General features: G+C 44.8%; 15 protein-coding genes. 10 read left to right on the forward strand and 5 right to left on the reverse strand.

Annotated features, from left to right (window positions below):
* Positions 1-68: 68 nt before the first annotated feature.
* From GVO63_RS03480 to rplM, 5 genes are all read right to left on the reverse strand, one after another.
* Positions 69-803 carry a cytochrome c1 gene (locus tag GVO63_RS03480; RefSeq protein WP_159578134.1) on the reverse strand — a complete coding sequence of 245 codons (735 nt, stop codon included), beginning with the start codon at positions 801-803 and terminating at the stop codon, positions 69-71.
* A complete protein-coding gene (locus GVO63_RS03485; protein ID WP_159490450.1) occupies positions 800-2,065 on the reverse strand; it encodes a cytochrome bc complex cytochrome b subunit in 1,266 nt (421 codons plus the stop codon). The genes GVO63_RS03480 and GVO63_RS03485 overlap by 4 nt, the downstream gene beginning before the upstream one ends.
* Positions 2,066-2,070: 5 nt before the next feature.
* The gene (gene petA / locus GVO63_RS03490; RefSeq protein WP_105930682.1) at positions 2,071-2,700 is read right to left on the reverse strand and encodes a ubiquinol-cytochrome c reductase iron-sulfur subunit; all 630 of its coding nucleotides are present in this window, start codon (positions 2,698-2,700) and stop codon (positions 2,071-2,073) included.
* A 392-nt stretch (positions 2,701-3,092) separates the two neighbouring features.
* A complete protein-coding gene (gene rpsI, locus GVO63_RS03495; RefSeq protein ID WP_025256473.1) occupies positions 3,093-3,485 on the reverse strand; it encodes a 30S ribosomal protein S9 in 393 nt (130 codons plus the stop codon).
* A 12-nt stretch (positions 3,486-3,497) separates the two neighbouring features.
* Complete coding sequence (gene rplM, locus GVO63_RS03500; RefSeq protein ID WP_159490449.1) at positions 3,498-3,926, reverse strand: 50S ribosomal protein L13; 429 nt, start codon at positions 3,924-3,926, stop codon at positions 3,498-3,500.
* Between the two features lie 444 nt (positions 3,927-4,370).
* Here rplM and GVO63_RS03505 point away from each other — a divergent pair, with 444 nt between their 5' ends.
* From GVO63_RS03505 to GVO63_RS03550, 10 genes are all read left to right on the forward strand, one after another.
* Positions 4,371-5,036: a response regulator transcription factor gene (locus tag GVO63_RS03505; RefSeq protein WP_159490448.1), complete on the forward strand. Its 666-nt coding sequence runs from the start codon at positions 4,371-4,373 to the stop codon at positions 5,034-5,036.
* Between the two features lies 1 nt (position 5,037).
* Positions 5,038-6,327 (forward strand): HAMP domain-containing sensor histidine kinase, encoded by a 1,290-nt coding sequence (locus tag GVO63_RS03510; RefSeq protein ID WP_159578135.1) that lies wholly within the window; start codon positions 5,038-5,040, stop codon positions 6,325-6,327.
* Positions 6,311-6,664 (forward strand): cupredoxin domain-containing protein, encoded by a 354-nt coding sequence (locus GVO63_RS03515; RefSeq protein WP_159490446.1) that lies wholly within the window; start codon positions 6,311-6,313, stop codon positions 6,662-6,664. Before GVO63_RS03510 ends, GVO63_RS03515 begins: the two co-directional genes overlap by 17 nt.
* A gap of 1 nt (position 6,665) precedes the next feature.
* Positions 6,666-7,427, forward strand: coding sequence for an FTR1 family iron permease (locus GVO63_RS03520; protein WP_159578136.1), 762 nt, complete (start codon positions 6,666-6,668; stop codon positions 7,425-7,427).
* Positions 7,421-8,125 carry a hypothetical protein gene (locus GVO63_RS03525; protein ID WP_159578137.1) on the forward strand — a complete coding sequence of 235 codons (705 nt, stop codon included), beginning with the start codon at positions 7,421-7,423 and terminating at the stop codon, positions 8,123-8,125. Before GVO63_RS03520 ends, GVO63_RS03525 begins: the two co-directional genes overlap by 7 nt.
* Before the next feature lie 90 nt (positions 8,126-8,215).
* Complete coding sequence (locus GVO63_RS03530; RefSeq protein WP_159578138.1) at positions 8,216-8,953, forward strand: glycosyltransferase family 2 protein; 738 nt, start codon at positions 8,216-8,218, stop codon at positions 8,951-8,953.
* Entirely contained in the window at positions 8,943-9,620 is a 678-nt protein-coding gene (locus GVO63_RS03535) for a TVP38/TMEM64 family protein (protein ID WP_159578139.1), read from the forward strand. Before GVO63_RS03530 ends, GVO63_RS03535 begins: the two co-directional genes overlap by 11 nt.
* Positions 9,617-11,428: a glycosyltransferase family 39 protein gene (locus GVO63_RS03540; RefSeq protein ID WP_159578140.1), complete on the forward strand. Its 1,812-nt coding sequence runs from the start codon at positions 9,617-9,619 to the stop codon at positions 11,426-11,428. Before GVO63_RS03535 ends, GVO63_RS03540 begins: the two co-directional genes overlap by 4 nt.
* 116 nt (positions 11,429-11,544) lie before the next feature.
* The gene (locus GVO63_RS03545) at positions 11,545-12,288 is read left to right on the forward strand and encodes a thermostable hemolysin (RefSeq protein ID WP_159578141.1); all 744 of its coding nucleotides are present in this window, start codon (positions 11,545-11,547) and stop codon (positions 12,286-12,288) included.
* Positions 12,278-13,792, forward strand: coding sequence for an AMP-binding protein (locus GVO63_RS03550; RefSeq protein ID WP_159578142.1), 1,515 nt, complete (start codon positions 12,278-12,280; stop codon positions 13,790-13,792). Before GVO63_RS03545 ends, GVO63_RS03550 begins: the two co-directional genes overlap by 11 nt.

Here is a 13,792-nt window from a genome sequence, read left to right on the forward strand (position 1 = left end):
TAGCACGAATAAATACCAAAAAAGGGGGCGAGACGCCCCCTTTTCATATTATACATAAATCTGCGCGATTAGTGCACTTCTCGCCAGTATTCTTTCTTCAGTAAGTAAACAAATACGAACAATACTGCGATAAAAATAAGTACCCACTTTCCAATCTTGTAAGATTCAAGTTTTGAAGGCTCACCTGTGTACTCAAGGAAGTTCACAATGTCAGCAACCGCTTGGTCGTACTCGTCTGGAGACATAGCGCCAGTACCGTCTGACTTGATACCTACATAACGTTTAACCATTTCACCATCAACCATTTGCTCTTCATAGGTGCGCGTTGGCGTACCTTGAAGTGGTTGAAGTACGTGTGGCATACCCACTTCTGGGAACACTGTGTTGTTTACACCAAACGGACGGCTCTCGTCTACATAGAAAGAGCGAAGGTAAGTGTAAATCCAATCTTCACCACGAACACGCGCGACAAGCGTAAGGTCTGGTGGCGCAGCACCAAACCATGTAGCAGCAGCCTCTTCAGGCATTGCACGCGTGATATAGTCAGAAACCTTATCACCCGTGAACTGCAGGTACTCTTGTCCAAGTTCATCAGGAATACCCAAGTCTTGGAATGAACGCTGATAGCGCTGATACTTCATTGAGTGACAGCCTAAACAGTAGTTCATGAATAATTGTGCACCGCGCTGTAAAGACGCCTTATCGGTTAAATCGATAGGCGCTTTATCTAGGTGTACGTTCCCGCCTGCCGCAAGCGCTACGCCAGGTAGGAAGAAGGCTAAAAAGCACATCATTTTTTTCATTTAGAAATCCTCTCTGGCACAGGTTTAGTGTTTTCATTTTTGCTGTACAAGAACAGTGCAATGAAGAAACCGAAGTACATGATGGTCGCAACTTGCGACGCAACAATTTTCCAGTTTTCTTGCGGAGTACCACCTAAGTAGCCTAGGAAAATAAACACAATGGCAAACACGATAAGGTTCACTTTGTGCAGACCACAACGATAGCGCCATGACTTAACGCGACCACGGTCAACCCAAGGTAGCGCAAATAGCGCAGCAATCGCACCAAACATTGCTAGTACACCGAATAGTTTGTCAGGTACCGCTTTCAAAATTGCATAGAACGGCGTGAAGTACCACACTGGGAAGATATGCTCAGGTGTCTTAAGCGGGTTAGCAATTTCAAAGTTAGGGTGCTCTAGGAACTTACCGCCCATTTCTGGCGCAAAGAACAACACATAGGTGAACAGCGCTAGGAATACACAGAACGCCACAAGATCTTTCAACACAATGTGCGGGAAGAACGGCAATACATCGTCAGCGATATCGTACTTGCTTGTGTAGTACTCGTGGATTTCATATTTCGTCTTTTCAGACTCAGGCAGTGAACCCTTCTTGTGCTTGATAGCGATACCGTCAGGGTTGTTAGAACCCACTTCGTGAAGCGCAATGATATGAAGAAACACAAGAATAACAATAACCAACGGCAACGCAATAACGTGTAGAGCGAAGAAGCGATTAAGCGTAGCACCAGAAATAACGTAGTCACCCTGTAACCAAACAACAAGGTCAGGTCCAACAACAGGAATGGCACCAAATAGCGATACGATTACCTGTGCACCCCAGTAAGACATTTGTCCCCAAGGTAGTACGTAACCCATGAAAGCTTCAGCCATAAGTGCAAGGTAAATGAACATACCAAACACCCAAAGAAGCTCACGTGGCTTTTGATATGAACCGTAAATCATGCCGCGGAACATGTGCATATATACGACAATAAAGAATGCCGATGCGCCTGTGCTGTGCATGTAGCGAATAATCCAACCGTAGTCGATTTCGCGCATGATGTACTCAACAGAAGCAAATGCGCCTTCTGCTGATGGAACAAAGTTCATGGTAAGCCAGATGCCAGTAACAATCTGGTTAACCAAAACAATGGTAGCGAGGAATCCGAACACGTACCAAAAGTTCATGTTCTTCGGCGCTGGGTATTGAATAGCGTGCATATTTGCAACGCGCATCAATGGGATGCGGTCTTCAATCCAACCTAGAAAAGCGTTCATAATAATTAAGCCTCCGCTTCTGAACCAATGATGATGTTTGTATCATCAACGAACTGATAAGGCGGCACGACTAGGTTTAAAGGTGCCGGCACGTTTTGGAATACACGTCCCGCCATATCAAACTTAGAACCGTGGCATGGGCAGAAGAAACCGTCAGGAACACCCTCAACATACTCTTCAAATGCACCATCTTTAAGATGCTGTGGAGAGCAACCTAAGTGTGTACAAATACCTACTAGGATCAGGTACTCTTCTTTCATTGAACGAAAACGGTTTTGAGCAAAAGTTGGTTGCTGCTCAGCTTCAGAGTTAGGATCTTTCAGCTTATCTTCGTGTGCACCCAATTCTTCAAGAATTTCTGGCGTACGACGAACAATCCATACCGGCTTGCTTCGCCACATCACACGTACTAACTGTCCAGGCTCAATCCCGCTGATATCTACTTCAACGTCAGCACCAGCGGCTTTCGCTTTGGCACTAGGATTCCAGGACGCAATAAAAGGCACAGCAGCACCAACGACACCTACACCACCAACGACCGACGTGGCAACGGTCAAAAACCGACGACGAGTGTTGTTTTCTGGCTGGTTTTCATTGTGTGCAGACTCTGTTGCATCTACAGATACATTGCTCATCCACATTTCTCCAGGTTTGGATAATTATGATGTGTAACCCAAGCTTATACTGGTTTTATCACGCTTGAGTCATGCATCATATGGCTTGTCATGATAGCGACGCTACAGCAAAATTTTGCTGGTTTACGAAGTCACGAAAGTTTTCAAAATTTTCGACCGCAAATGATAAAAGAAAAGCCCTTATAAACACAAGGTTTTACTGATATTTAAGCGATAATTTAATTCAAAAGGTGTGTTTAGGTTTAGCGAGGTAAATCGCTAAAATCAAGGTTTTGAAGGATATTTGATAGGATAGGCTGTGGAAATTAAACCTTTGTTATAAAAATACCTTTGGATGTAGAAATAAAAAACCCGGCATAAGCCGGGTTTTTGCAAAACAAAAAGCGTGAAAATTAACGCTTTGAGAATTGTGGACGCTTACGCGCTTTGTGAAGACCCACTTTCTTACGTTCAACGCGACGTGCGTCACGAGTAACGAAGCCAGCTTTACGAAGAGCTGGACGTAGTGCTTCATCATACTCCATAAGAGCACGAGTAAGACCGTGACGGATTGCGCCCGCTTGACCGTTAGAACCACCACCTTTTACAGTGACGTAAACGTCAAACTTTTCAGTCATCTCAACAAGTTCAAGTGGCTGACGAACAACCATGCACTCTGTTTCGCGACCAAAGTACTCGTCAAGAGCGCGTTGGTTTACTTTAATGCTACCTGTGCCTGGACGTAGGAACACACGAGCAGTAGAACTTTTGCGGCGGCCTGTGCCGTAGTATTGAGTATCTGCCATGTTAATAGCTCCTTAAATGTCCAAAACTTGTGGTTGCTGTGCTGCGTGAGAGTGTTCTCCACCAGCGTAAACTTTCATTTTACGGAACATTGCGCGACCTAGAGGGCCTTTTGGCAACATGCCCTTAACTGCTTTTTCAAGAACCATTTCTGGCTTGTGAGCAATTAGTTTTTCAAAGTTTGTCTCTTTAAGACCACCTGGGTAACCAGAATGCGCATAGTACATTTTGTCTTGCGCTTTACGGCCTGTTACCGCAATTTTTTCAGCGTTGATTACGATGATGTAATCACCAGTGTCCACGTGAGGTGTGTACTCTGGCTTGTGCTTGCCACGAAGGCGTAGTGCGATTTCAGAAGCCAAACGGCCTAGAGTTTTGTCTGTGGCGTCTACCACATACCAGTCACGTTGTACCGTTTCTGGCTTAGCAACAAAAGTTTTCATTTTTCAAATTCACCCGAATAATATCGTCGTTACTGATTTCTGAACACCAGAAATCACCTTAAAATCAACACAAAGACCCCTTCGAGCCGGCTGATTCTTCCACCTTCCCAAAGGTGGGCGTAACTGGGCAGGGCGCGAATTATACAGGAATTGACATAAATGCGAACCCCTAAGAATAAAAAATATGGATAAAATTTAGTCATAGAAAAATTGCTTAAAAATTCGTGAGCACCCCTACCTATTAATAGGCCATTAAAACATCGAGGCCACAGCTCAACGCAGTGCGGGCATTTACTATAGGGAGAACAAAGAATGTTACCCAAAAATAAAACTGAAATTATCCCTATTAAACCAACAGTTGTTCTGCTGACATCCGTGTTCTTAAGGTTTTCTTAAGGATTCTGATGTACACTTTTGCGGGTAAGAGATTGTCGAGTTTTTTGAATGCGAATATTACTTGTTGAGGACGACAGGCCTCTTTCAGATGCGCTAGCCTTATCGCTGAGAAATGCTAATTATACCGTTGACTGCACCTATACTGGTGCAGATGCGCTTGCGACCCTGATTATCGGTCAAACCGACATTGTGGTTCTTGATTTAGGCCTACCCGACACAGATGGCTTAAATGTGCTTAAATCAATACGTAAAAAGAATACGTCGCTTCCCGTATTAATACTCACTGCGCGGGATAAAACGTCTGATAAGATCTCTGGGCTTGATGCAGGGGCGGATGATTATTTACCAAAACCCTTTGAAATTGACGAGCTATTAGCCAGACTGCGTGTATTAGAGCGCCGTCTCGGCACTGCATCACAAACGGTTATCACCATTAGAAATGTTAGTCTTGATACTGCCCATCACACGCTCTTAATTGATAACGAGACTCTTCATTTACCAAGGCGAGAACTCATGCTACTGAAAGCACTTATCGAAAATGCCGGTCGGGTATTGAGTAAAACTCAGCTTGAAAACAAGCTTTATGAATGGGGTGAAGAAGTTGCAAGCAACACAATAGAAGTGCATATCAGCCATTTACGTAAAAAAATGCCTGACAATTTCATCAAAACGATTCGCGGTGTGGGTTACTGTATATCTAAATCAGGGGAATGAATTGTCGTCAATTCGCCGTTTTCTCATCCTTACATTAATCAGCGCGCTCGTCTTGGTTATTTTCAGCGCAGCGCTGCATGGTTATCGGGCCACCCTTGATATCTCAAGCACACTGTTAGACGACGAATTACTTGCCCTTTCTAACGCTATTTCTTACTTCGACAGTAATACACAAGAAAACGAACAAACGCTGCTTTTTCAGATCTGGAAAAAAGGCGAGCTAGTGAGTAGTTCTACTGATCAACTCTCTACCCCCATCGCCCCTTTCAAACCTGGTTTTGCGGAAGTGAACGCGCTAGGCACACGGTGGAGAGTTCTAGCCACCTACAAGAAAGAAACCGAGACCTGGTATATGGTAGCTCAACCGGTAAGTAATCGCTTTATCCTTACCGATTCACTCACCGTAGCCGCCATTACGCCTTTCATATTAAGTGTTCCTTTGCTCGCTCTTATACTTTTTTTCGGTATCACATGGGGCTTGTCGCCCTTAAAGCATTTGTCAAAATTGCTAGCAAAGCGAAAAGGCAACGACTTTTCCACCATTGCGCTGTCTAGAGAACCAAGTGAACTTACGCCTGTGGTTTCTACCATAAATACGATGTTCACACGACTCAGTGCAGCTTTCGAACGTGAACAACAGTTTGCCTCCAATGCTGCACATGAGTTGAGAACGCCATTAAGCGTAATGAAAATCAACATTCACAACATTGCCAATGAATTGGGCGAAAAAGGTCAAGCACTTAAAACCCTTAAGGCAGATACCGACAGGATGATCCATGCAGTAAATCAATTCCTCTTATTAACGCGGACCAGTCCTGAGACCTTTATCGAGCAGCGAGAGCCGATTAATGTTCATCATGTGGCTCAAGAAGTGATCAGCGACCTCTATGGCAAAATAGAGGATAAAGGGCAAGACATTGCACTTGAGGGAGAAGATGCATGGCTGCAAAGCTCACAGTTTATGTTGTACACGCTGCTTCAAAATCTGGTGAGCAATGCGAGTAATTATTCCCCGTACGGGGCGCAAATTGTTATTAATGTGGAACGACATAGCGGCGGTGTGTCGTTAAGTGTATGCGATTCAGGCCCGGGCATTCCGGCTGACCAACGTGCTGACGTTATAAAACGATTTCAACGAGTCTCAAACAGTAAACCTACAACTGGAAGCGGGTTGGGTTTGGCAATTGTTGCTCAGATTGTTGATTTGCATGGTGCCGAGCTTACGCTGCATGAAAGCAAACTAGGTGGTTTAGAAGTACGAGTGGAGTTTTCAAATGACCACGTACTTTAGGTCGCCCATGACTTTACTTTTTGGTTTTTTTGCTTGCTACATGCCAAGTGCATGGGCGTTACCTGAGGTTGTGGTTGAGATAAAGTCACATCTATTTTATCCACAAGAAGTCATTGTTCCAGAGGGACAAAAAATAAAACTCACCTTTATCAACTTCGACAATACCCCCGAGGAAATAGATAGCTTTTCCTTAAATAGAGAGAAGGTGATATTCGCAAACAGTAAAGGCACTATATTTATTGGGCCATTAGCCCCTGGAGAGTACCCATTCTTTGGCGAATTTCACCCCAATAGCGCTATAGGAAAAGTCGTCGTCAAAAGCGAGGGGGTTAACTAACATGCTGATAAACACTGTCGTTCTTTTTCTGCGCGATACCTTACCTATTTTTCTACTCTTTAGTGTACTTCTTGCCCTACCGCGAGTTTCCACAGTCACTATTCTATGGCGTTTGCTGGCGCTTGCACTCATCGCTACATTGGCTTATCCAAAGCTTGGTGTGGTGTCTGAATTTCACGAGGGTGCTGGGTTCGAACTTCTCAAATCGATATTGTTTTTTATTGCGTGGCTTGGCATGTGCTGCCTTGCGTTGTTGCCTCCCGCAAGATCTATAGCGTTTAGCGTCGGCGTCTCTTTTTTAGTATTGGGAATTGGGTTGCCAAATTCTTTACATTTTTTAGTCTATTTCATCTCAGAATTATCGAGAAGCAGCGACAGTACGTTGCTACTGTTAGGCACTACTATTGGTCTGGGCATAAGTATCAGCATTGCCATCTTACTGAACGTTTTTCTCACCCATTTTGTCAATTTGAAAACAACCTATATCTTTATCTCCGTGTTTGTTGCAGCACAAGCTGCCAATATCGCTTTATTGTTGGAACAAACCGACACATTTCCCTCACCGACGCAATTATGGGATAGCAGCGGAATTATTAGCGACAACAGCGAGTATGGACATTTGCTTAACGCCCTTGTTGGCTATGAAGCCACCCCCTCTTTAAGTTATATGATTGTTTTTTTTATTGCGTTGGTCGTTCCCAATGTCATCGCCTTATTTTGCGTAAGACAAAGATCGATCTCTTTCAAGGAGGCCGCATGCTAAATCGTGCTTTTTTCTCCTTTATCACGTTCTTATTACTGCTCACCGGTCACGCGCATGCAGACAACTTTAACGTAGATAGAGTGTATCACCCCTACGTACTGCCATTTGAACGCGAGTTTGAATGGCGCCTAACGTCAAGGCAAAACGACAATAGAAACGTGCTGATGCAGCGTTTTTCATTCGGCCATGCTCTTTCCGAATTTTTAATTTTAGAGGCCTATGTGGTAGGAGCGCGTGACCAGAACGAAGATTTTGGCGTAGAGGGTTACGAATTAGAATTGCGCTGGATGATGACCGAACAAGGACAATATTGGGCTGACTGGGGCACATTATTTGAACTTGAAAAAAAGCATAATACGGATGACTGGGAAGTGAAAGCTGGCTTACTTACTGAAAAAGAGTTTGGCCAATTCAGCCTCACTACAAACATCAGTCTCGTTTATGAATGGGGCGAAACGGTAGCAAATGAATGGGAAAGCGAATTTAAAGCCAAGTTTAGGTATCGCTGGATCCCTGAAGTACAACCTGGATTGGAAGTATATGTAGCAGAGGACTTTATCGGGGTTGGTCCAGCATTCATGGGTATAAAACGCTTTGACCGACAGAAACAGTTAAAATGGGAACTGGGCTTCATTGCTGGACTAAATGGTGACAGTAAAGATCACACACTTCGCATGTCGTTGGAATACGAATTTTAATGCAAGTTTGTACTTTAGCGCCCAACTTAAGCTTCCCTTAAGGTTCGACTTATAAAGTGCACGTCATTCGATGATTTACCAAATATTCTTATGCACCAGTTTGACGTCAGTGTTGTTTTACCTGCTAAAAATGAAGCCAAAAACCTTTCTGCTTTGTTACGAGAAATTGCAGAAGTGGTTCCAAGTACAACAACAGAAATTATTGTTGTTGATGACGGTAGCAGCGACGACTCCCTATCCTTGCTGCATAACCTTTCAAGCACCTTGCCGGTAAGTTGTCGTGTCATCGTCCACCCTATGAGCTGCGGTCAAAGCACTTCGGTTTTTCACGGCGTTTTACAGGCAAAAGGAAAGTGGATCATCACCCTTGATGCTGATGGGCAAAACGATCCTGCTGATATACCGCGACTTATTCGCGCAGCTAAAGAGACTAATGCAGCGCACTTCTGCGTTATCGGACATCGTAAAAAGCGAAAAGATACCTCGTGGAAGCGATTTCAGTCTAAAGTTGCCAATCGTGTTCGCCAGTGGGTCCTACAAGACGACACACCAGACACGGGCTGTGGCTTGAAGCTCCTCCCAAGAAGTACCTTTTTACTTTTGCCCTACTTCGACCATATGCACCGATATATTCCCGCTTTAACTAAAAGGCTTGGGGGAGAAGTGGTATGTGTATCGGTCAATCATCGCGCGCGCTTAGAAGGTAAATCAAATTACACAGCGTGGAATCGTGGCTGGGCAGGGATCATCGATATGCTTGGCGTCAGATGGCTAATGTACAGAAGCAAGCTTAATCACATTGCCAACGGAATGGGTCATGAAGACTAATGTTCGCCGCCTCAAAAGCGTCATACAGTTTTTCATCGGGGCAGCAAGCATCGCGCTTGTCTGCTATGTGTCGCTTGAGGTCACTGGTGAAGTATGGAAGCACGGTGATGATACAGATTGGTTGAATGCCTATATTTCAAATTTAAATTGGCAATCGCTGTGCATGATACTGAGTGGTTGTGTTGTACTTTTAACCATGGGTTTTCCCCGTCAGGCTGTCAGTTTTTTTTGCGGAGTGGGCTTTGGCGCATGGCAGGGAGGATTAATTGCTTTGTTGCTAACGGTATTGTCTGCATGTATAGCCTATGCATTAGCAAATGGCCCTCTGCGCTCACTTGCCGTCCGTCTTTTAGGTACAAAATTGAAGCCTGTTGAAAACAAACTGGCCAAGCGAAGTTTTCGCAATGTGCTAATTGTTCGTTTATTCCCTGTTGGCTCTAACTTAATCACAAACGCCGTCGCAGGTGTGCTAAGCGTTCCGTTTGTCCCGTTTATTGTTGCAAGTGCAATCGGCTTTGCGCCTCAAACTTTTTTGTTTACCTTGCTTGGAAGCGGTTCTCGCTTTGTCAGCTCCCTCGAACAGCCTTTACAAATTGGTGGCTTAATCATTAGCCTTCTTCTACTTCTATCCTTATCAGGCATTGCTCGTAGGAGTGAGCCGTCGTGAGGCTTGTGCTTAATTCAAATAGCCATGCATCTACCCTGTTCTTTTTTGCCTGTGCTCTGATATTTGTTGGTCTGGGTTTAAGAGACGCTTGGCCCCCCGATGAGCCTCGATTTGCCTTAGTCGCAAAAGAGATGGTGAACAGCGGACAGTGGCTTGTGCCCATGCGCGGTGGCGAAATTTATCCAGACAAGCCCCCTGTGTTTATGTGGTGTATTGCCTTCTTTTACCTTATAACGGGTAGCCTGAAGGTGGCTATGCTCCTGCCTAACGCTATCGCAAGCCTTGTCACGTTGGGGTTAACCTACAAGCTATCGCTAAGACTTGCCAATAAAAAAGCGGCAATGTTGAGTATGCTCGTACTTCTATTGAGCCCTCAGTTTCTTATTCAAGCCAAATTCGCTCAAATAGATGCCCTTGTCGCCTGCCTTATCTGGATTGGCGTCTACGGACTCATTCAGCACTTTTATGTGCATGTTAATTGGCGGTGGTACTTTGCAGCATGGTTCTTTATGGGGCTTGGGATCATAACCAAAGGCGTTGGCTTTTTACCTGTCCTTTTATTTATCCCCATTGCATTTTTCGCATTTACCAACGGCTCACATCGCGGCAAGTGGTCATTGCGCATGTTGTTTGGCCCCTTAATCATGCTATCAGTTGTGGCGATGTGGCTTGCACCTCTGCTTTATCTTGGTTTGATAAAACAAGAGCCTCAAATACAACAATACTTGTCGAACATTTTGTTTAAACAAACGGCTGAGCGATATGCCAATGCCTGGCACCACATAGAGCCCTGGTATTACTATATTGTTGAAGTTATTCCTGTATTTTGGATAACTCCAATTGCCATACTTGTATCAAAAGCTAAGTCGTTAAAAAATGTACTTACTCACAACCCCGCTTACTCATCCTTGTTGATATGGGTAATATTGGTTGTCATTTTCTTTAGTATCAGCCCAGGTAAACGTGGTGTTTATGTTTTACCGGCACTGCCTGCGTTGAGTATGGTTGCAGGTCTGGTACTTGCGAATTCGACTGTATCAAGAGGGTTGGTGCTTTTTGCGCGCGCAGTGACTTCGTTAATCTCTGCCGTTTTATTGATTGCTGGCTTAGCACTGCTTTTTCACGAGCCCACCGCTTTTAAGCTGATGACGCGCTTTGACAGCGACAGCGAAACCCTTGTTCGTTTAAGCATTGTATTACTTGTAATCGGTTTCGCTGGGCTTTGTACTCATATTGTCTACTATGTTTACAATAAAAAGCGCAACGCAGGGGATGGAGAATTACTCGCCCGCCAATTACTGGCATGGCTTTTCATTTTAACTGTAATTCCTTCCACATTCGGTGCATGGCTGCTAAACGACTACCGTACTCCCCGTATAGTCCTTCAAAATGCAGAAAGCCAAATAAGCAATATGTTGACGAAGGAATCAACTGCCTTCGAGGTAGGGATAGTCAGCTTTAAAGAACAGTATTTGCTTTATTTACCCTTTAAAATGTCTCATTTTGGTTACCATACTCCGAAAGAAGTAGAAAACGGTACAGCGTGGGCTTGGTTGACCGATACTTCCGAGCCTTCCCGCGAGCAGACAAATATTTCAGGCCGGCGGGTTAGACCGCCAATACATCAACGCTTTTTGTTAGTTCCAAGTGACTACAAATTTCAATGTGTAGACTTATCACAAGCCACCTCAATGGGTGTAGCCCACCGTGACGAATGGTTATTGCTTCCTGCCACTGCAGCGAACGCTACCTGTGATTTACCGGCTAATGGCCCCGTTTTTAATAGCTATGACGGCTCAAGCGATTAATTAGCTTGGGCGTTCTTAACATTTTGGACTGACATTTATAAAAGTTTTTCCCCCTTAAGGTTCTCTTAAGGTCTCGCGTAAATACTCATAACATCGCAAAACCAATGAGCATGTTTATGAGTCACGTTTTAGCTTCTGTTCCAACCCAGGTTGCTAGTCAGCAACCTGCGATTGTCTCAAAGGAAAAGCCCGCTATAACCTTTATCGCGGCAAAACATGGACATAATGCCCGCCGCCGTATTGAAGCGTTTATAGCGAGTGGTTTTAAAGCTCGCTACAACGCACGAGTGACTTCCTTTATGCCTATGCTGTTTGCTCTTGACGCTAAGGGAGTTAAAGCCGCCGCAGGCGCAAGATTTGCCGCATATGATGGTCAGTATAATTCTCTTTTCATAGAGCAATACCTTAACACTTCGGTAGAAACTGCCCTCACCCTACAAGGGATAACCGTAAACAGAGCGCATATTGCTGAAGTTGGTAACCTTTTTAGCAGTGCATCGCGCTATACCCTCCCCTTGTTATTTGCCCTGTTCTTCGTTTTAAAACGATGTGGCAGCAAATATCTGGTTTTCAGTGCGACCTCACAGCTCACCTCTTTACTCATGGGCGCGGGTATTCAACTCCTCCCCCTTGTTAAAGCCGATGTGTCAAAACTTAAAGGGAATAGCGATGATTGGGGCACCTATTATGACACCGCTCCTCAGGTTACTGCCCTGTCGCTAAATCACGTAACCCAACACATTATTGGCTGCCCTGAACTTAATGCTCATTACCAACGTGCAATTGAGCTTATTTCCGCAAATGTGGATGCGTTAACGCAAAATATCTGCACAAAAAAGGAAACAGCGTATGTTGCTTAATCAGTATATAAATGGGCACGATGATGACGTTGCGCTGAAATGCAAAGACGGTTCAATGACTTACCGCGCCCTTTTGAGCGCCGTCGAGAACCTCGCAAGCTGGATAACAAACCACAATGCCGAGAGGGTGGGCATTGCCTTTGACAATAGTTTTGCATGGGTGATTGCTGATTTAGCCTGCCAACAGGCTGACGTCTGCTGTGTCCCCGTTCCGTTATTTTTTAGCACTTCCCAACAAGAACATGTATTAAATGAGAGCCAGTGTCACTTTTTATTGACCAATCGCGGTGGTGAACTAAGTGAATGGAGTGAGTCACCGACTGTTATTGATAGCGAAAACGACATTGTCGCTCATCCGCTCAAACATGACGCTCGTGTATACACACCTGTAGGTACTAACAAAATAACCTTTACTTCAGGCTCTACGGGCTCACCGAAAGGCGTGTGCCTGTCAACTGAATCGCAATGGAAAGTTGCCCATTCTATTGAGCGCGCTGTTCAACCAGAAATAGTTAACCACCTGTGTTTACTGCCATTGTCTACCCTACTTGAAAATATTGCAGGTGTTTACGCCCCTCTGTACCACGGCGGCACGGTTTATTTAGCCACGGCATCTGAGCGCGGATTTCAAGGAAGCAAACTCGTCAATCCAAACGCTCTGCTGTCACTGATAGACCGCGTTCAACCAACGTCTGTGATCTTGGTGCCCGACTTACTTATGGTGCTAGTACAGGCATGTAATCAGGGCTGGACACCACCTTCATCACTAATGTTCATTGCTGTTGGCGGTGCACATGTAGCGCCCACTTTGCTGGCGCAAGCTCAAGCGAAGGGACTACCAGTATTTGAAGGTTATGGCTTATCTGAAGCGGTATCAGTATCAACATTGAACACGCCCAATTGCAATACGATGGGCAGTGCTGGAAAAACGCTTGGTCATAATCAACTGCACATTGAAGAGGGTGAAATTGTAGTTACAGGCAACCACTTTCTGGGCTATCTGAATCAACCTTCCTCATTTTATCCGACCCAGGTCAGAACCGGCGATTTAGGCTTTTTTTCTGACAACACACTTACGCTGAATGGGCGTATAAAAAACATAATGGTGAACAGCTTTGGCAGAAATGTATCGCCAGAGTGGATTGAATCTTTATTGCTGGGAACAGGACTGTTTAGGCAGGCTTTGGTGTATTGCGAAGCTAAACCCTACTGTGTCGCGCTCCTCGTCCCCGTTTCCAATACTATTTCTAATACACAGGTTCAAAGCACCGTGGCGCTTATCAATAAGCAGTTACCTGACTATGCGCAAGTTGTTAATTTCGCCACCATCGGTCTTTGTACGCCAGAAAACCAACTGCTTACCCCAACGGGAAAACTGAAGCGTGACGCAATAATTGCCCGCTACGCGACTGACTTAGACATGCTCTACCAGGGCCAAGACCAACACCAGTACAGCGTTCAAAGTACAACAGCATTTTCTTCTCAATTTGTTATCAAGGAATAA

The organism is Alteromonas sp. KUL106, from assembly GCF_009811415.1.
In the GTDB taxonomy this organism is placed as follows: Bacteria; Pseudomonadota; Gammaproteobacteria; order Enterobacterales; family Alteromonadaceae; genus Alteromonas.